Origin of the sequence: Nocardia sp. NPDC127526, from assembly GCF_042672265.1 — a bacterium.
Taxonomy (GTDB): domain Bacteria; phylum Actinomycetota; class Actinomycetes; order Mycobacteriales; family Mycobacteriaceae; genus Nocardia.
The window spans coordinates 228,968-246,880 of sequence record NZ_JBHXVO010000003.1 but is presented as its reverse complement, the minus strand read 5'-3'; the positions used below and the strand labels follow the sequence as shown (position 1 = coordinate 246,880).

Genomic DNA, 17,913 nt, shown 5'->3' with positions numbered 1-17,913 from the left:
GGCATCCATTGTTTTCTCCTCATCACTGCCCGGTGTGGTTTCCCCTACCGGCCCCCGACCTTCTGGGGTGATGAGAACGTAACCTAGAACAGGTTGCGAAAAGAGCGTTTTTCAAAAAATTCCCCGATAAAGGCTCCGGGCCACTCGCCATGGGTCGGAACCCACCGGCGAGCGGCCCGGAAAGCGCAGCTCAGAGCCTCAGCGCAGGGTCACCTGACGCGAGCGCAGGCCATCGCGCGAGCGACGCTCATCCGAGGTCAGCGGCGCGTCGTTCTTCAGCGCGTCAGCGAGGCGGGCGCCGAATTCGCGTGCGGGAGCCTCCCATTCGGTGGCGTGCTTTTCCGGATCAAGATCGAATACCGGAACCAGCAGGCCATGCGTGCGGAAGGAACCCGCGAAACGGGAGCCCTCGCCCAGGTGCAGACCGCCGGCCGCGTGCAGGCGCGCCAGCGCCAGCATGAGCGCATCCTCGTCCTCGGGCCGCACCCAGCGCAGATGCGCCTTCTCCCCGGCATCCACCCACCAGGCCGCGCCGATGCCGTCCGCGCCCAGGTTCAGGCGGGCCGAGGGCATGATGGCCTGATTGGCCTGCTCGATGGTGGCGGCCACCTGCGGGTCGGGAGTGACGCCCTCGGGCACCCACCAGTTGAAGTCCTGATGCACGGTGAGATCCAGGGCGGCGCCGGCATCGAGCACCTCCGAAAGACCCGGCACGCCATCGGTACTCGCGGCGGCCAGCGATTCGCCCGGCTCCGCGGACTGGGTCCACAGGATGGCGTTCGCCAGATCGGCTGCGGGATCACCGGATTGGAACTGCACCTGCGTGCCGACGAAACCGGTGGCCTCGTCCCCGGCCCGCACCAGCGCGGCCACCGCACCGGGCAGCACGGTGGCGAGGGTGACCGCACGCTCGGCGGCGACATTCGGCGACAGCTTCAGCGTCGCGGTCGCGGACGGCACGAACTCCCGTAGCGCGACGAGATCGCATTCCGCGGCCAAGCCCTCGAACGGGCGCGTGACGGTCTGCGCGGCCTGCTCCTGCGCGGCGCGGCGTGCGGCCAGCTTCTGCGCCCGGTTGCTGTCCGGCTTGGGACTATTCCGCTTGCTCTTACCCATAGCAGGCAAAGCTACAGGCTGAACTACGCGGCGGTGAGCAGGGTCTTGGTGCGGCCCGGGTGATTCGTGGCGACCCAGCTGACGCCCAGGTCGGCGCACAGCTTGACGTCGTCCGGATCGTCGACGGTCCAGCAGTAGGTGGCGCGGCCTGCGGCGGCGGCGCGGTCCACCAGGTCGGGGTGCTCGCGGAGGGAACGGACGGAGGGGCCGATTGCGGTGGCGCCCACGGTGGTTGCGGCGCCGCCGGCGAGGTACAGGGAGGACTCGCCGAGCAGGACGGTGGGGAGGAGCGGGGCGGCACGGCGGATGCGCCAGACGGCGGTCGCTGCGAAGGACATGACCACCGCGCGGGAGTGGTCGGCGGAGGCGGGGGTGGCGATGCCGTAGCGCTGCAGCTCGTTCAGGAGGGTTGTCTCGACCAGGGCGCCGTAGCGGACCGGGTGCTTGGTCTCGATGAAGAGCTTGGTGGGGCGGCTCTTCCAGTCCAGGACGAGTTCGATGAGCTGCGCCAGGGTGAGGATGGGGGCGGGCTCGCCCGCGGCGCCGAAATCGAGGGCCTCGAGTTCGTCGAGGGTCATCTCGCTGACCGCGCCGGTGCCCGAGGAGGTGCGGTCCACGGTGCGGTCGTGCACGCACACCAGGTGGCCGTCCTTGGTGAGCCGGACATCGCATTCGACGCCGTCGGCGCCTTCCTGCAACGCGAGTTCGTAAGCGGCGAGGGTGTGTTCGGGTCGCGCCGCCGACGCTCCCCGGTGCGCGACCACGAACGGTGCGCGATTGGCCGAGCTCACTTCGCCAATACCTCCTCTTGCTCGCGTTCCGGATTCGATGCGGTGGCCTCATCATTCCCGACGGCGGCGGCGGGCGCGCGTCCGGCGGAAGCGGCGCCCGCGCCCGGCTGCACGGGTTCGATGACCGGTTCCGGCCCGGCGGGGGCGATCAACCAGCGCTTCACGGTCAGTTCGCGGCCGCGCAGATCCTGTCCGGCGAAGGCGCGCACCACCCACAGCGTGAGCACCGCCACCCCGGCGGCGATCAGATTCGTCCACACGGTGAACAGCACGCCGTCCGCCTCCACCTGGAGCGACCCGGCGAACTTGTACAGCACCGCGACCACCACGAGGGCGCCGTTCAGAACCCAAGCGCCCCACCAGATCCGCACCACGCGCAGCAGGCCGCCGGCCTCGGAGCGCACCCGCGCGGCCTCGGTCAGGAAGACGCCGGGGAAGATCAGATTCACCCCGGGCACCAGGCAGCCCAGTGCGAGCATGCGCGGCGAACGCGGATCCCGTTTGCCGGCAGCGGTATACGCCGCCCGCCGGGTCCGGGCCAGCCAGGCGACCAGCGCCACCGCGCTCACCAGCGCGAACACCAGGCTCAGCACCGCCGAAAAGATCACGGCCGCATCGGATCCCCACAACAGCCAGGGATGGATCAGCCGGGTCCGATTGCGCAGCAGAATGCCGTAGCGCAGCAATTCGGCCAGCGCCGCCAGGCCGAAGACCACGGCGGTGAGCGTGAGCAGCCGGGGAATTCGCGACGCCAGGCGGTCGAGCCGGCTCTGCGGTGCGACGGCCTGCTGCGGCGGCCGGTCCTGCAGTCCCCAGCGCGGAATCTGGGTGTAGCGCGGGGTTTCCGGGTTCACCGCGCGCCGCGGCGGCGTCCGATCCGGATGGGCCTTGCGGCCCGGCGGGCGCGCCACCCAGCGGTAGTTGCGGCGTTCCGGTGGCGCGTCCACCGGCGCCGGTGAGAGCAGGACGCCGTGGCAGCGCGGGCACCAGTGCAGCGGCTTGCCCTGCACGGCCCAGCGGGCGCCGCACCGGGCGCAGGGCTGTACGACCGGCGAGCGCGAGTCGGCCACGTGTCCCCCGTTCACTAGTAGATCTTCGGCTCGTCGCCGTCGCCGGCGAGCGGGCGCCCGGTCTGCTGCCAGGCCACCATGCCGCCGGTGACCTGCACCGCCTCGAAACCGACCTGGTTCAGGTAGCGCACCACGTCCAGGGAACGGCCACCTTGCCGGCAGATGACGTAGATCTCGGCGTCATAGTCCAATTCGTCGATGCGGGCGGGCACGTCGACCATGGGAATGTGGATGGCGCCGGGCGCGTGCCCGAGCCGCCATTCGTCGTCCTCGCGGACATCCAGTAGCAGTGCGGTGCCCAGGCCGGACTCGGCGGCATCGAATTCCGCAGGCACGGCGTCGATCGGAACCGAGGGGACATGGGGACTGGTCACACTTTCGATCCTGCCACGGGCGTCGCGGAGCTGTGCAGTTCTATCCGGGTACGCGGCAGTCCGGCCGGGAGTTATCCACATAATCCACAACCTGATCCACAGCTTCAGACCTGTCCTGATTGTCCTTGTATGTCGGGTGCTTCGAGGGCAGGCGCGCCGGTCGGCGCGCGAAAACCGGAAATCCCTGGACCTGCCAGGGCGAATCGGTAGCCTGGCGCTATGACCGCGCACAGGGGGCTACTCGACGGACTGGATATCACCGGACTCAATACCGCACTCTCCGAGGCAACCTGCCTCGGTGTGGATGTCGACGCGGCGGCCGGCACGCTCCGGCTGGAACTCGACGTCCTGACCCTGCCCGTCGACGGCCCGCCGCCGGACGACTGCGACGTATATCTGACCCTCACCGGCGTCAGCCGGATCGCGGCCTCGTTCCGCATGCAGCGCTGGGACGATCTGGAACCGGTCATCCTGCCGCTCACCGTGGACGGCCTGCACGACGCGGTCAGCAGCTTCGGCGGCGGTGCGCTGCACGGCTGGGAATTCCTCGATCTCGACGACAAGGCCTGGACGCAGTGGCGCAAACTGCTCAGCTTCGACACCACCCTCGGTGACCGGCCGGCCGCGCACATGCTCGAGTTCTCCCAGGAGGAGGGCATCGATCCGCGCGAGCTGGATGTGCGGGTCTGGTTCGAGGGCGTCACCGTGCAGGACAAGCAGGGCAACGACATTCCCGTCGACGAGTTCATCGCCGGCGGCGTGCGGTGGTGGAAGGCCCACGACGCCAACGACCCCCGCACCCAGAAGCCGAATATCGTGCCGCCGCTGTAATTTCGTGGCCTGATCACGCCGGTGTCGCGAAAGCGCCAGGGCCGTTCCGCTCGCGCGGGGCGGCCCTTCGCCGTGCCCGCCATGACAATCACGACCGATTCCACAGATTGAGAAAGCTCCGGGCGGACCGGAATGTAGGGGGAGAAAGCCCGGTTGCACCGGAGCGGGTGTACGAATGAAGGTTGGGTGCGCCACGGCAATCGCCGGCAGGGCACACTAAGCCCCCGACACTGAGGAAGGGACATCGTGGCTGTTTACACGCTGCCAGATCTGGATTACGACTACAGCGCCCTGGAGCCGTTCATCTCCGGGCAGATCAACGAGCTGCACCATTCGAAGCACCATGCCGCTTACGTGGCCGGCGCCAATGCCGCGCTGGAGAAGCTGGAGGCCGCCCGGGAGTCCGGCGACCACGCCGCCATCTTCCTGAACGAGAAGAACCTGGCCTTCCACCTGGGCGGGCACGTCAACCACTCCATCTGGTGGAAGACCCTGTCCAAGGACGGCGGCGACAAGCCGGTCGGCGACCTGGGCGCCGCCATCGACGACCAGTTCGGGTCCTTCGACAAGTTCGTCGCGCAGTTCTCCGCCGCCGCCAACGGCCTGCAGGGCTCCGGCTGGGCCTGGCTGGGTTACGACACCCTGGCCGGCAAGCTGCTCACCTTCCAGCTCACCGACCAGCAGGGCAATGTGCCGCTCGGCATCATCCCACTGCTCGGCCTGGATATGTGGGAGCACGCCTTCTACCTGCAGTACAAGAACGTCAAGGCCGACTACGTGAAGGCGTTCTGGAACGTCGTCAACTGGGCCGAGGTGCAGGACCGCTTCGCCCGCGCCGTGAACCAGGGCAAGGGTCTCATCTTCGGCTGAGGCAACCCGGCTCGAGGCAACGGCTCGCGAACCAACCGGTTCGCGAGCCGTTTCTGTGTGCTCAGCGCCCCCTCTGCTAGCACTCACTGGTACTTGTGTGCCAGTTCGTTGTGGGTACAACCTGGTGGTCAAGGGTTGGTTGGGCAGAGCCGCCCCCGGATCGCTCGGGAGGCACACAATGAGCGACCAGATCGGTGTGATGCCGTTTCAGGCGCGCGGGTCGTTGCGCGGGTTCGTGATCTCCGGGCGGTGGCCGGATTCGACGAAGGAGTGGGCGCAGGTGCTGGTGCTGGCGGTGCGGGTGGCCAGTTTGCCGGGGTTGTTGCCGACCACGACGGTGTTCGGGGCGCGGGAGGAGCTGCCCGATGAGCCGCAGCCGGGGATGGTGGGGCTGGTGATCGCGGAGGGGACGGTGCTCGGGGAGGAGGCGCTGGCGCCCGGGAAGTTTGCCGAACATGTGCCACCGGCCCTGATCATGTTGCATCCGCCGCGGGAGACGCGGCCTACGCTGCCGGAGTGCACGGGTGCCGCTTCCGGGTGCCTGCTGCTTCCGGGGCTGCCGCATCTGGGGTTGGAGCATCGGGCGGCGTGGGTGGAGACCGACTCCGACGGGGCGGTGACCTCCATGGTGAGCCGGGTGGGGGTGGACCCGATCAGCGATCCCGACACCGCGGTTCTGGCCATGCTGCTGGCGGCGTGAGGGTGGCGGGAACGCCCGCGTAAGGGTTCCCGAAGAATCGCGGCAGTGTCTCCAAACTTATTGTGCGCATTGCGATTTCGGTTACGCGCGTTTGCAGGCGCCGGATTTGCCCGATAGAGTGGCGGACAGCGAAGGGGAGTAGCCCCCAATCACGCAGTCGACATACTGGTCCATCGCGGATCCGGCTGCGTGAACCGGAGTCATCCGGTGGGCGAGACCTTCGGCCGATGACAACCAAACCGATTTACCGGTGCGGGTGTCGGCTGAAGCGACCCCGCATTCTCAGCCGGCAGGCCGGAGACCTTGGAGCTGAGAAGAAATGATCACCACGATTTTGCTGAGTTTCGGCGCGCTGTTCCTCGCCGAACTGGGCGACAAGTCGCAGCTGATGGCCCTGACCTTCGCGCTGCGCTATCGCTGGTGGGTCGTGCTCAGCGCCATCACCGCGGCGAGCGTGCTGGTGAACCTCATCGCGGTGGGCGTCGGCCATTTCCTCGGCGCCGCGCTGCCGACCACTGTCATCGCCGCCTTCGCGGCCGCCACACTGATCGGCGTCGGCCTGTGGACCCTGCGCGAAACCCTGCCCGGTCGCGAGTCCGAGGACGGGACGGCTGCCGCGGCGCCGCAATCGACGTCGCGATCCGCCTTCTTCGTGGTGCTGTCGGCCTTCCTGCTGGCCGAACTCGGCGACCGCACCATGTTCGCGACCATGGCCCTGGCCACCAAGAACGGCTGGCTGGCGGTGTGGATCGGCTCGGTGGCCGGCATGGTCGCGGCGGGCGGGCTCGCCATTCTGATCGGCGTCACCGTGGGCAAGCATCTGCCCGAACGGCTCATTGCCATCGCCTCGGGGCTGCTGTTCCTCTACTTCGGCGGCATGACGCTGCTGGACGCCTTCGCCGACGGCCTCGGCACGCCCGCGGTGCTCACGCTGGCGGCGGTGCTGCCGGCGCTGGCCGGGCTGGCGCTGGCGCTGCTGCGCCGCCGGGCCTCACTCGCCGAGCGGCGCGCTGCCGAAGAGTTCCCCGCTGCGCCGGATCAGGTCGAGCAGCGGCTCCCGTAGCGAGCGCAGGCCGTCGACATCGCCCACCGCGATGCGGGCGGTCACCATGGCGCTCAGCGCGGCCACCAGGGTCTGGCAGGCGAAACGTTGTTCCTCGGATTCCGCGCCCAGGGTGTCGGCGACCATGGCCACGAAGGTTTCCTGCAATTGGGTGCGGCGGGCGATGGCCTCGGCGCCGACCGCGTACACCTCGACCAGGAACAGGCGGGCGTAGGCCGGTTGTGCGGCAAGGGCATCCAGGTAGGCGGTGAGCAGGCGCTCGATGCGCTGGACCTGGGTCTCGTCCTCGGGCCCCTCGGTGCTGGCGGCGAGCACACCGGCCAGCAGCAGTTCCACGGTGCGTTCGAAGGCGGCCTCGAAACAGTGCTCCTTGGAACGGAATTGCTCGTAGAAGGTCTCCCGGGAGACGCCCGCCCGCTTGATGACCGCCGCCACCGGCGTTCCGACATAACCGTTCTCGGCCATGGCCTCCGCCATGGCGAGCAGAATGCGGTCGCGCTGGGCCGCGACCACGGTCTCCCGCGGCAGACCGTGGCGGCCGCGGGGCAGCTGGCGGGCGGTGACAGCCGAATCGGTCATGGGACTCCGTTGGGCGGGGACGGTTAGGCGAGCTTCCTCATTCTGCGCTGCCGGGCCGGCTGCTCCGTCGTGAAGGCCGTCCGCTCGGTCCGGGCGATATCCAGGCCGGGGGCGACGCCGTTGCGCAAGGAGTATTCGATCATGCGCTGACTGATCGCGCGGAAATTCAGCACCATGCCCACCCAGAACGGGGAGACCACGCGGCGGGAGCGACGGGCCAGGGCGCGTTCCATGGCGTCGATGGCCGGGCCGAGCGGGGCGATGCCGGAGACCGTGCTGCGGCCCAGAATGCTGCGGGCGGCCTCGGTGTCGAAACCGCGGCTGGTCATATCGGTGTCGAGTTCGGCGAAGTAGGCGACGCCGACCTTGGCTCCGGTGTGGCGCAATTCGATGCGCAGGGTCTGCCCGAGGGCGTCCACGGCCGCCTTGGACGCGCTATAGGCGCCCGCCAGGGGTAGGTGGACGGCGGCGGCCAGGGAGGACACCAGCAGGATGTAGCCGCCCGGGTGCGCGATGTGCGGGCCGGCGGCGCGCAGCGTGTAGTACGCGCCGAGCACATTGACGGCGAGGGTTTCCTCCAGCACCAGCGGATCGCCGCCGAGCAGGGGAAGCTGTTTGGCGATACCGGCATTGGCGACCACCGCGTCGAGTCCGCCGAGCTCCTCGGCGAGCGAATTGATGACGCGTTCGACCTGCGCCGGATCCCCGATGTCGCAATAGCGCCACGGCGCGTCACCACAGTCGGCGGCGACATCGGCCAGCAGGGCCTCCTCGATGCCGAGCAGGGCGACGCGGGCGCCGTGCGCGTGCAGCTGGCGGGCCAGGCTCGCCCCCAAACCGCGTGCGGCCCCGGTGATAAGGATGCGTTTTCCGGCGACCAGCGGGGCCGGGCGTAGGAGACCACGGCGCGAACGTCGGGCCGTGCTGGCGTTCATGCGGACGACAGTACCACTGACGAACACTTCTGTTCGCAAACTTCACGGTCGTCTTTCGCGCGCGGATACCCCGGCCCCGAATGACCCCCCACGGGGCCACCGTTAGGGTGCCTATTGACGGAGGGCCAGTGAGAGGGCCGTCCACGTCAGAGAGGACCAATCACCGTGGAGATTTCGGGCTCCGCCGCCATCGTCACCGGAGGTGCGTCCGGCCTGGGCGCCGCCACCGCCAAGCGGTTCGCCGACGCGGGCGCCACCGTGTTCGGACTCGACCTCGCGCAGTCCATCGAGCGCGCCGGCGATAGCGTCCCCGCCGGTGTCACCCTGATTCCGACCGATGTCACCAGCGCCGACGAGGTGGCCGCCGCGGTCGCCAAGGTCGTCGAATCCGGTGTGCCGCTGCGCATCGTCGTCAACTGCGCCGGTGTGGGCTGGGCGGGACGCATCCTGTCCAAGAACGGCCCGCACGATCTGGAGCTGTTCCGCACGGTGATCACCGTGAACCTGCTCGGGTCCTTCAATGTCATGCGGCTGGCCGCCGACGCCATCGCCAAGACCGATCCGGTCGACGAGTACGGGTCGCGCGGCGTCATCATCAACACCGCCTCCGTGGCGGCGTTCGAAGGCCAGATCGGGCAGATCGCCTACTCCGCGTCCAAGGGCGGCGTGGCCGGCATGACCATTCCGGCCGCGCGTGACCTGGCGCAGTTCGGCATTCGCGTGAACACCATCGCCCCCGGCATCATCGACACCCCGATGCTGGCCGGTGTCACCGAGGAGTACCGCAAGGGCCTCGAGGCCGGTGTGCCGTTCCCGTCGCGCCTGGGCCGCCCGGACGAGTACGCGCAGCTGGCGCAGTACATCACCGAGCACGACTACCTGAACGGCGAGACCATCCGCATGGACGGCGCCCTGCGCATGGCGCCGCGCTGACGCTGGGTCTTGGGGGCTTCGCCCCCAATCCCCGAAGAGAAGGGGGAACTGGGGGCCAGGCCCCCGGACCCCCTATGAAAGGGAAGGGCCGGCCAACCACCCCAAGCCCTGAGACGCAGACAAGGCCCGCACCGAATCCGGTGTGGGCCTTGTTTTTCAGGCGGGTTGGGGCTTGCGCCCTAGGTCACCGCGCTGTTTCAGTGAGGGCGGACGGCCGCGGCCTGCGGACCCTTCTTGCCCTCGGTGATCTCGAAGCTCACGGCCTGGCCCTCTTCGAGCTGGCGGTAGCCGTTGCCTTCGATTTCCGAGTAGTGAACGAACACGTCGGGGCCGTCCTCGCGGGCGATGAAGCCGTAGCCCTTCTCCGCGTTGAACCACTTGACGGTGCCCTGAACCATTACCTTCTCCTGACGAGGCATTTCAACCACCGCGGTCGCGGTGGTCCGGTCGATCAGAAGGCGGCTTACTCCTTGCCTGGCAAGAGGAAGCGACGCCCGCACAATGTTCCGCGCGAGCATGTAAAACACGAACACGAAAAACTTACGACCAAGACGTACAACGTACGCGTCTCAAAAGAGTTCCCGAAATCGACGACGGATAACAAGCGTCACATTTGCGCCATTCGAGGCATGACCAAAACCCGCCTCTCGGGGGCTCTCGGGGGCTTCGCCCCCGAACCCCAGAAGCAGTCGCGCGCCTGCGACCGCACCCCAGAGGCGGTAGCGGCCCCCGCGCCCAAACCGCGGGGGCCGCAAAAACATCCAGGTCAGAGGATGTTGCCTCGCTGAGTCAGAGAGTCCGCGCGAGGCGATCCGCGAGGATCCTGGCGAAGTGCGCCGGGTCCTTCAGTTCGCCACCCTCGGCGAGAACCGCTGTGCCGTAGAGCAACTCGGCGGTCTCACCGAGTTCAACGGGCTTGACATCCTCGTCGGCGACCTTCGCGAAGGCGTCGCGCAGACCGGTGACCAGGGGATGGGCCGGGTTGAGCTCGAGGATGCGCTTGGTCTCCGGGAGTTCCTGGCCGGAGGCCCGGTACATGCGCTCGAGCATCGGTGTGAAATCGAACACGTCGCCGACGACACACGCGGGCGAGGTGGTCAGCCGGGAGGTGAGGCGGACCTCCTTCACGCTGGCGTCGAGGGCTTCCCGCATCCAGGCGAGCAGGCCGGCGAAATCCTTCTCCTGCTGTTCGCGCAGCGTCTCCGAGGCCTTCTTCTCGTCCTCGGTCTCCAGGTCGACCTCGCCCTTGGCAATGGATTGGAACGGCTTGCCGTCGAACTCGGGAACCGAGCCCACCCACATCTCGTCGACCGGATCGGTCAGCACCAGCACTTCGCGGCCCTTGGCCTTGAACGCCTCCATGTGCGGGGAGTTCTCGATCTGCTGCCGGGACTCGCCGGTCATGTAGTAGATGGCCTGCTGGCCCTCCGGCATGCGCTCCACGTACTCGGCCAGGCTGGTGAGCTCGGTGTCGGAGTGCGTGGAGGCGAACGACGAGACCTGCAGGATGGTTTCGCGATTGTCGGTATCGGAGAGCAGGCCCTCCTTGAGGACCCGGCCGAACTCCTGCCAGAAGGTCCGGTACTTCTCCTGATCCTCGGCGCCGCGCAGATCCTTGACCGTGGACAGCACCTTCTTGACCAGGCGCTTGCGAATGGCCCGGATCTGCCGGTCCTGCTGCAGGATCTCGCGGGACACATTGAGCGACAGGTCCTGTGCGTCCACCACGCCCTTGACGAAGCGCAGGTACTCCGGCATCAGCTCTTCGCAGTTGTCCATGATGAACACCCGGCGCACGTACAGCTGCACGCCGCGCTTGTGCTCGCGCATGAACAAGTCGAAGGGCGCGTGGCTCGGAATGAACAGCAGCGCTTGGTATTCGAAGGTGCCCTCGGCCTTCATGGGGACGATCTCGAGCGGATCGTCCCAGGCGTGCGAGACGTGCTTGTAGAACTCCTTGTACTCCTCCTCGGAGACCTCGCTCTTGGGGCGGGTCCACAGGGCCTTCTGGGAGTTCAGCGTCTGGGTCTCGGTGATCTCCTTCTCGGTCTTCTCCTCGCCCTCACCGTCCATGACGGTGCGCGACACATCCATGCGGATGGGCCAGGCGATGAAATCCGAGTACCGCTTCACGATCTCGCGGAGCTTCCACTCCAGCGTGTAGTCGAAGAGGTGGTCCTCCTCGTCGGCGGGCTTCAGGTGCAGCGACACCGCGGTGCCCTGCGGCGCCTCGTCGAGCTCCTCGATCGTGTAGGTCGAGCTGCCCGCGCTGGATTCCCAGCGGGTGCCGCCGGTCTCGCCCGCCTTGCGCGTGGTGAGCGTGACCTTGTCCGCCACCATGAAGGTCGAGTAGAAGCCGATGCCGAACTGGCCGATGAGCTCCTCGGCCTCGGTCTGCGACTTCTTGGCCTCCAGCAGCTGCTTGCGCAATTCCGCGGTGCCGGACTTGGCCAGGGTGCCGATCAGATCCACCACTTCGGCGCGGGACATGCCGATGCCGTTGTCGCGGACGGTGAGAACCCGGGCGTCCTTGTCGACCTCCAGCTCGATGTGCAGGTCGGAGGTGTCTACATTCAGATCCTTGTCGCGGAACGACTCGAGCCGCAGCTTGTCCAGTGCGTCGGACGCGTTCGAGATCAGTTCCCGCAGGAAGGTGTCCTTGTTCGAGTAGACCGAGTGGATCATCAACTCCAGCAGCTGATGGGTCTCGGCCTGAAACTCCAGGTGTTCGACGTGTTCGGTCACGAGGCGATACTACGACGCGCGAAATCGGCGATGGCCGGAACCTCGGCATCGGCCCGCTGGGTCATCCACTCCCGCAAGGTCTTCGTGGCGAGCACATCGTCCTCGTTGTATTCCAGGATGCGGGTGCGCTGCGACATGTCCGGTTCGCCGCCGTCATAGGCGACCGCCAGGCGATACCAGGCCATGGACGCCTCTCCCCCGGCCTCGGCGTCGCGCCAGGCGAAGCCGGCGACGGGCGCGATCTTCTTGAGCCCCTTGCCGTTCGGGCAGATGAACTGTTCGGAGACGGCCTGGAACATGTCCACCCACTGCGGGCCGTCCACGAACTGCTGCACCTGTTTCTCGGTCGGGACGCCCGGCATGCCGGCGAAACGGCGGGCCGACTCGTAGAGCCACTTGTCCTCGGCGGTGCGGGAATAGCAGTAGGCGGCAAAGGTTTTGCCGTTCGCGGCGGCCTCGGCGCGAACGCCCATGAGCCAGGTCCAGAACTCGGCGAAGGAGCGGCCCTCGTCGACGGTGGGCAGCGGATCCCAGGTGACGAAGGGGCGGTAGACGCCGTCCAGCAGGGTGCCCCACAGGTAGGCGCCGTGCTCCTGGAAGCTCTCCAGGTCCACGTCCACCTCGACGTCGGCGCGCTGCACCCGCACCTGCTCCACGCGCCGCACCAGGGGTGCGCCGGTGGCCCAGGCCCGTGCGGTCACAACGGTTTCGGTGAACGGCTCGTACTGCCAGTCGTCGGGATCGTCACCGGTCCAGGCGGCCAGATCGTCGATGGTCTCCACACCGTGGCGGCGCAGCACCTCGGCGCGCGAACCGGGAGCCACCAGGCTCACGTCGCGGTGCTCGGACAGCCACTGCGAGCAGCTGGGCCTGCCCTCCTCCGGGGTGCGGGTCCACCACGGGCACTGCCGGCATTCGGGCACTTTGGACGGGACCGTGGGCAGTTCGCCGCGCACCACCGCGATGCGGTCGGCGTAGCGCACGTCGTAGTCGTCGAGGACGGCGGCGAGATCGTGCACCAGGATACGGTCGAAGTGATAGCCGATCGCACCGCCGACCAGGGCCGGGCTGGCATAGCCGTGCCGCTGCAGCATGCGATACAGGTGCGCGAGCCGCTGGGTGTCGCGCGGCTGCGGGCGGGTGCGCACGTGCCGGTCGGGCTGCGGATCCCACTGGTACAGGCCACTCGTCGTCGGGTGGTAGTCCGCCGGATCGGGCTGGCGCGGATCGCTCACCTTGTGGTTCACCACGATCACCGGGATGTAGCCGCCGCGATCGCCGTCGCGCCACAGGATTTCGCAGCCGCCGCGCCGGCCGGTGTCGGACTCCTGCGGCAGCAGCCCGCCCCAGATCCGTTCGACCCCGGCCGCCATGGCCGCCATGGTCGCCGCGGCCCGCTGCCCCGCGGACAGGGCCGGATCGATCACCAGCCAGCGGTCCGGATCTGCCGCGACCAGCGTGTCCCGCACATTCGATCGATGCGCCGCCGCGGCTTCCCGCCGCTGCTGCACCCCCGCGTCCTCCGCGACCCCGGTCAGTACTCCCGGATGCGTGGCGTCCAGAAACAACCGGTGCCGGCACCCGATCAGCGACCGCGCGTCAAGGTACGCGGCCCGCTCGCCTTGGTCACCGATGCCCGAATACACACCCGCCAGTATGGCGGTAACCCCCGACACCGATCCCCGCCCGCCCCGGCATCGCGTGTCCGTGGCCGCACTGATACTGCGACTTGTTTCCGGCGAAACCACCGAGCGGTCGCAGCGTGACTTTCCGACCCGATAGGGTGGGGCAAACTGTGTTACATGGGCGGACAGGCATATCCCCCGGCCCTGTGCTGCCATGGCGAACCAGCATGACGGAGGCCATTTATGGGGTTGTTCACCAAGCGCAAGAAGCGGGTCAGCCGCCGAGCCGAGGCGAAAGCCCTCAAGCACAAGGCCGCGATGGAGGCCAAGCTCGGGGCGCGCAACGAGCGCAAGCGCAATCGCAGCGAAGCGCGCACCCAGGAGAAGGTCGCCAAGGCCGAGATCGCGAAGCTGCAGGCCGAGGAGAAGGCCGCGCTCAAGCTGGCCGCCAAGGCCGAGCGGGATCCGTTCAGCCCGGCACAAGTGAAGAAGTATCTGGGCGTGGCCCGGATCCTGCTGCCGGTGCTGGCGCCGCTGGCCTACCGGGCCGCCACCCTGGTGCGCGGCCAGCTGGACGTCCGGCGGGCGCAGCAGCTGGGCATCGGCGTGAACCAGCTCGGCGAATTCTCCGGTCCCGGCGCCAAACTCCAGGCCCGGCTGGCGAATGTGGAGGGCACCCTCGCCGAGGTGGAGCGCAAGAACCCGAACGACACCGACGTCAAGAAGTTCGCCGCCACCACGCGTGATCGCCTGGACAGCCTCGCCGCCGCGGTCCGCACCGCCGCCCAGATGCCGGTGCAGCGCCGCCGCGCCGTGCACGCCTCCATCTCCAACGAGCTCTCCGGTATCGAAGCCGATGTGCTCGCGCGCCTCGGCGTGAACTGAGCCGACAGCGATGCGCCGCCGCGATGCAGCCGACGGCCGGGGGGCAACCCCCGGCACGGTCGGCACACGGCACGGCGGCGCATTCCGGCCGAGCGCCCGCCGAAGCGACGGGGAGCGCGGCGGAGCCGAATCCAATGCTGTGCGTGGCTGTCTCGCGGGCGCCGTCATGGCGGCGCTGGCGGTGGCGGCGCACGGCTGGGCCGGGGGCGGGTATCCGGGATCTGCCGGGCTGACCTTGCTGCTGCTGGCGGCCGCGGCCGTCGGCGCGCTGGCGGCCATGCTGCCGGTGCGGCACTCCCCCGCCGCGGTGCCCGCGCTGATGGCCCTCGGCCAGCCCGCCGGGCACGTCGCGTTGAGCGGCCTCGCTCACGGCGGGCACGGTTCGGGGGCAGCGGATTTCGTCGTGGACGGCGCGATGACGGTGGCGCACGCCATCGCCGCGATCGCCTTCGCCTTCCTCATCCTGATTGCCGAGCGGCTGTATACGGTTGTCTCGCAGGCGCTTCGGGTGGTGTCGACGCGGCCCGCCGGAGTTCCGGTGCGGGCCGGGTCGGCGCGCTGGGCGCACACCGCGCCCGTCCTGCGCGGGCGGTTGGTGCGCGGCGGGTTCGGGCCGCGGGCGCCACCGGTTGCGATGTGACTCCCCTTCACCCGTAACCCTTTGTCAGAAAAGGCAATCCATCCATGCACACCTCTCTTTCGCGTGGGCTCGTCGCGGTCGGTGCGACCGCGGGCCTGACGCTGCTGGGCGCCGGCGTGGCCGCCGCCCATGTCACCGTGGAGGCGCCCGGCGCCGAACAGGGCGGGTATTCCGTCGTCACGTTCAAGGTGCCGACCGAGTCCGATACCGCGTCCACCACGAAACTCACCGTCACGGTGCCGAATCTGAAGTCGACGCGCACCGAACCGCTGCCGGGCTGGTCGGCCAAGGTCGACCGCAATGACAAGGGCGAGGCCACCGCGGTCACCTGGACCGCCGATCCGGGCAATCCGGGTGTGGGCCCGGGGCAGTTCCAGCGTTTCGTGCTGTCGCTGGGCCCGCTGCCCAAGCAGGAGACCCTGAGCTTCGCCGCCACCCAGACCTACAGCGACGGCAAGATCGTGAACTGGGATCAGCAGGAGAAGGCCGACGGCACCGAACCGGAACATCCGGCCCCGTCGCTCACGCTGGCCGCGAGCAATGGCGGTGACGACCACAGCGTCGGCACCACCGCGGCCGCGGAGCAGAAGTCCGAGGACAGCACCGCCCGCTGGCTGGGCGGTATCGGCCTGGCGCTCGGCGCGCTGGGCGCCGCGCTCGGTCTGGGCGCCGTGATCCGGAGCAAGAAGGCATGACGCGCAAGGTATTCGCCGGTCTGATCACCGGCCTGCTGATCACCGGTTTCGCCTTCCTGGGCGGCGGTGTGGCCAATGCGCATTCGGCCGCCATCGCCTCCACCCCGGAGAACGGGGCCAAGATCGACGCCGCGCCGGCGCGGGTCAGCGTCACCTTCAACGAGGATCTGCAGGCCAGCTATCCGTCCATGACGGTCACCGGCCCGGACGGCAATCTGTGGTCCAAGGGGCAGCCGCTGGTCGAGGGCCCCTCGGTGAGCATCGAGGTCGGTGAACTGGGCCCGGTGGGCGAGTACACCATCGCCTACCGCGTCACCTCCGCCGACGGCCACCCGGTCAGCGGCACCCGCAAGTTCGAACTCACCAAGGCGGGCAACGGAACTCCGGGACCCAAGGCCGATTCCTCGGCCAAGGCCGGCGGTTCCGACGGCGGCGGCGTACCGCTGTGGGTGTTCATCGTGGGCGCGGTGGTGCTGTTCGGCGGCGGCCTGGCCTTCGCCCTGTTCGGCGGTAAGGGCAAGCGGCGCAAGTGAACCGGTCCGACCGCACCGATCGCCGCCGGGAACCCGGGACGACCGGCAACGCAGTGCGCTGGCTGCTGCTGGTCGTCCCGCTCGGCCTGGCCGGTGCGGGCCTGGCCTGGCTGCTGGCCGCGAGCGATCCAGTGCAGCCGGAGGCGCCCGCCCGGGTGCTCGCCGATTGCGCGGGCGCGACCGTGCTCGGCCTGGCCGCGCTGCCGCGCCTGCACGAGCGGACGGCCCCGCCCTGGCGCTGGCTCACCATCCTGGCCGGGCTCTGGGCGGCAACGGAATTCACCATGCTGGCGCTGGAAGCCGGGGAGGTGCAGGGGATTCCGGTGCGGCGCATGAGCGCGGGACAGTTCGGCGAGTATCTGACCACGGTGAGCGGCGGGCAGATCGGCATCGCCATTCTCATCGGCTGCGGTGCGGTGGCGGTCTACAGCGCGTTCGCGTATCGCAATCCCGACCGCGCCACCGTCGATCTGGTGCTGGTGTTCGCCGCGGTGACGGTGGCGCTGCGGCCGATCACCGGGCACATGTCGCAGCAGATGTTCGGTTCGGTGCTGGCGGCCGTGCACGCGCTCGCGGCCTCGGCCTGGTTCGGGCTGCTGCTGGCGCTGGCGCTGACGGTCCGCACCCGGGGTGAGTGGGCGGTGCTGCTGCCCCGGTATTCGGCGTGGGCGCTGCCGCTGGCGGCGGCGGTGGCGTTGACCGGCGTGCTGAACGGCCTGATCCGGGTCGGCGGTCTCACCGCCCTGGCGACCACCGGTTACGGCCGCATCCTGCTGGCGAAGACCCTGCTGCTGGCCGTGCTGCTGGGGCTGGGCTGGTGGTGGCGCACCCGCTGGGTGCCGCGGGCGGCCGATCATCGCATGACCGCCGAATCCTCGTTGCGCCGTGCGATTTCCGAAGTGCTGGCAATGGCGGTAGTGTTCGGCTTGGCCGCGACGCTGGCCGTCACCGCGTGAGCGAACCGCGTGATCTGCGCCTCTCCCCCGCTGCTGTGAGAGGCATACCGAATTAGAACACGTTACAGTTCTGCGCATGACCGAAGTCAAGATCGTCGCGGACTGCGCCGCCTCGGCCGAATCCGCCTTCGCCTATGTCAACGACTACCGGCACCTGCCGAAATTCATCAATGAGATCAGCGCCTTCACCCCGCTCACCGAGCAGACCGAGGGCGTGGACGCCACCTTCGACGGCACCATCGCACTCGGTCCCGTCACGCTGCACTCGACCATCAAGATCGTGCGGCACGAACCGGGCGTGGCCATCGGAGTGAAGTCCATCAAGGGATTCGAGATCGAATCCACCTTCCTCTTCCACGACAAGGGCGAGGAATCCTGCACCATCGACGCCATCGTGGACTACAAGGTCCCGGGCGGTCTCGCGGGCAAGGTGCTCGGCAAGACCATCGAACCGTTCGTGAAACTGGCCGTGAAGGGCTCCACCAAGAACCTGGTCACCCAGGTCGCCGCCTTCCACGCCGCCCGCGCCAGCGCCTGAGCCACGGGGTCGTCAATGGCGCCGACCCCCGGAG

20 protein-coding genes are annotated in these 17,913 nt (G+C 68.7%); 11 read left to right on the top strand and 9 right to left on the bottom strand.

What is annotated here, in order from left to right:
- Positions 1 to 198: 198 nt before the first annotated feature.
- From ACFVIV_RS07280 to ACFVIV_RS07265, 4 genes are read right to left on the bottom strand one after another with little or no spacing between them, the layout of a single operon-like run.
- A complete protein-coding gene (locus tag ACFVIV_RS07280; protein WP_379193914.1) occupies positions 199 to 1,116 on the bottom strand; it encodes a DUF5926 family protein in 918 nt (305 codons plus the stop codon).
- Positions 1,117 to 1,139: 23 nt separating this feature from the next.
- Positions 1,140 to 1,907, bottom strand: a complete 768-nt coding sequence (locus ACFVIV_RS07275; protein WP_379193913.1) for a glycerophosphodiester phosphodiesterase — start codon at positions 1,905 to 1,907, stop codon at positions 1,140 to 1,142.
- Positions 1,904 to 2,977: a DUF4328 domain-containing protein gene (locus ACFVIV_RS07270; RefSeq protein ID WP_379193912.1), complete on the bottom strand. Its 1,074-nt coding sequence runs from the start codon at positions 2,975 to 2,977 to the stop codon at positions 1,904 to 1,906. Before ACFVIV_RS07270 ends, ACFVIV_RS07275 begins: the two co-directional genes overlap by 4 nt.
- A 14-nt stretch (positions 2,978 to 2,991) precedes the next feature.
- On the bottom strand, positions 2,992 to 3,351 hold the full coding sequence (locus tag ACFVIV_RS07265; RefSeq protein ID WP_379193911.1) for a rhodanese-like domain-containing protein: 360 nt from the start codon (positions 3,349 to 3,351) through the stop codon (positions 2,992 to 2,994).
- 219 nt (positions 3,352 to 3,570) lie between these two features.
- On the opposite strand from ACFVIV_RS07265, the gene ACFVIV_RS07260 reads away from it, so the two are divergent.
- The 4 genes from ACFVIV_RS07260 (at position 3,571) to ACFVIV_RS07245 (ending at position 6,815) form a co-directional block, all read left to right on the top strand.
- Complete coding sequence (locus ACFVIV_RS07260) at positions 3,571 to 4,182, top strand: hypothetical protein (protein WP_379193910.1); 612 nt, start codon at positions 3,571 to 3,573, stop codon at positions 4,180 to 4,182.
- Positions 4,183 to 4,428: 246 nt separating this feature from the next.
- The gene (locus ACFVIV_RS07255; protein WP_379193909.1) at positions 4,429 to 5,052 is read left to right on the top strand and encodes a superoxide dismutase; all 624 of its coding nucleotides are present in this window, start codon (positions 4,429 to 4,431) and stop codon (positions 5,050 to 5,052) included.
- Positions 5,053 to 5,230: 178 nt separating this feature from the next.
- A complete protein-coding gene (locus ACFVIV_RS07250) occupies positions 5,231 to 5,752 on the top strand; it encodes a peptidase (RefSeq protein ID WP_379193908.1) in 522 nt (173 codons plus the stop codon).
- 319 nt (positions 5,753 to 6,071) lie between these two features.
- Entirely contained in the window at positions 6,072 to 6,815 is a 744-nt protein-coding gene (locus ACFVIV_RS07245; RefSeq protein WP_379193907.1) for a TMEM165/GDT1 family protein, read from the top strand.
- Here the strand turns inward: ACFVIV_RS07245 and ACFVIV_RS07240 are convergent.
- Both ACFVIV_RS07240 and ACFVIV_RS07235 read right to left on the bottom strand, forming a co-directional pair.
- The gene (locus ACFVIV_RS07240) at positions 6,744 to 7,394 is read right to left on the bottom strand and encodes a TetR/AcrR family transcriptional regulator (protein WP_379193906.1); all 651 of its coding nucleotides are present in this window, start codon (positions 7,392 to 7,394) and stop codon (positions 6,744 to 6,746) included. The genes ACFVIV_RS07245 and ACFVIV_RS07240 overlap by 72 nt on opposite strands.
- A 23-nt stretch (positions 7,395 to 7,417) precedes the next feature.
- Complete coding sequence (locus tag ACFVIV_RS07235; protein ID WP_379193905.1) at positions 7,418 to 8,329, bottom strand: SDR family NAD(P)-dependent oxidoreductase; 912 nt, start codon at positions 8,327 to 8,329, stop codon at positions 7,418 to 7,420.
- Between the two features lie 165 nt (positions 8,330 to 8,494).
- Here ACFVIV_RS07235 and ACFVIV_RS07230 point away from each other — a divergent pair, with 165 nt between their 5' ends.
- The gene (locus tag ACFVIV_RS07230; protein ID WP_379193904.1) at positions 8,495 to 9,262 is read left to right on the top strand and encodes an SDR family NAD(P)-dependent oxidoreductase; all 768 of its coding nucleotides are present in this window, start codon (positions 8,495 to 8,497) and stop codon (positions 9,260 to 9,262) included.
- 197 nt (positions 9,263 to 9,459) lie between these two features.
- Here ACFVIV_RS07230 and ACFVIV_RS07225 read toward each other — a convergent pair whose 3' ends face one another.
- From ACFVIV_RS07225 to ACFVIV_RS07215, 3 genes are all read right to left on the bottom strand, one after another.
- Positions 9,460 to 9,660 carry a cold-shock protein gene (locus ACFVIV_RS07225; RefSeq protein ID WP_033085228.1) on the bottom strand — a complete coding sequence of 67 codons (201 nt, stop codon included), beginning with the start codon at positions 9,658 to 9,660 and terminating at the stop codon, positions 9,460 to 9,462.
- A gap of 391 nt (positions 9,661 to 10,051) precedes the next feature.
- Positions 10,052 to 12,007: a molecular chaperone HtpG gene (gene htpG / locus ACFVIV_RS07220; protein WP_379193903.1), complete on the bottom strand. Its 1,956-nt coding sequence runs from the start codon at positions 12,005 to 12,007 to the stop codon at positions 10,052 to 10,054.
- On the bottom strand, positions 12,004 to 13,653 hold the full coding sequence (locus ACFVIV_RS07215; protein ID WP_379194204.1) for a TM0106 family RecB-like putative nuclease: 1,650 nt from the start codon (positions 13,651 to 13,653) through the stop codon (positions 12,004 to 12,006). The genes htpG and ACFVIV_RS07215 overlap by 4 nt, the downstream gene beginning before the upstream one ends.
- 222 nt (positions 13,654 to 13,875) lie before the next feature.
- Here ACFVIV_RS07215 and ACFVIV_RS07210 point away from each other — a divergent pair, with 222 nt between their 5' ends.
- The 6 genes from ACFVIV_RS07210 to ACFVIV_RS07185 all read left to right on the top strand — a co-directional run bounded on the left by ACFVIV_RS07210 (position 13,876) and on the right by ACFVIV_RS07185 (position 17,879).
- Positions 13,876 to 14,517 (top strand): DUF6474 family protein, encoded by a 642-nt coding sequence (locus tag ACFVIV_RS07210; protein ID WP_379193902.1) that lies wholly within the window; start codon positions 13,876 to 13,878, stop codon positions 14,515 to 14,517.
- A gap of 139 nt (positions 14,518 to 14,656) precedes the next feature.
- Positions 14,657 to 15,157: a hypothetical protein gene (locus ACFVIV_RS07205; protein WP_379193901.1), complete on the top strand. Its 501-nt coding sequence runs from the start codon at positions 14,657 to 14,659 to the stop codon at positions 15,155 to 15,157.
- 44 nt (positions 15,158 to 15,201) lie between these two features.
- On the top strand, positions 15,202 to 15,852 hold the full coding sequence (locus ACFVIV_RS07200; protein ID WP_379193900.1) for a YcnI family protein: 651 nt from the start codon (positions 15,202 to 15,204) through the stop codon (positions 15,850 to 15,852).
- Positions 15,849 to 16,385: a copper resistance protein CopC gene (locus tag ACFVIV_RS07195; protein WP_379193899.1), complete on the top strand. Its 537-nt coding sequence runs from the start codon at positions 15,849 to 15,851 to the stop codon at positions 16,383 to 16,385. Before ACFVIV_RS07200 ends, ACFVIV_RS07195 begins: the two co-directional genes overlap by 4 nt.
- The gene (locus tag ACFVIV_RS07190) at positions 16,382 to 17,341 is read left to right on the top strand and encodes a CopD family protein (protein WP_379193898.1); all 960 of its coding nucleotides are present in this window, start codon (positions 16,382 to 16,384) and stop codon (positions 17,339 to 17,341) included. The genes ACFVIV_RS07195 and ACFVIV_RS07190 overlap by 4 nt, the downstream gene beginning before the upstream one ends.
- Before the next feature lie 76 nt (positions 17,342 to 17,417).
- Complete coding sequence (locus ACFVIV_RS07185; RefSeq protein WP_379193897.1) at positions 17,418 to 17,879, top strand: SRPBCC family protein; 462 nt, start codon at positions 17,418 to 17,420, stop codon at positions 17,877 to 17,879.
- Positions 17,880 to 17,913 lie beyond the last annotated feature (34 nt).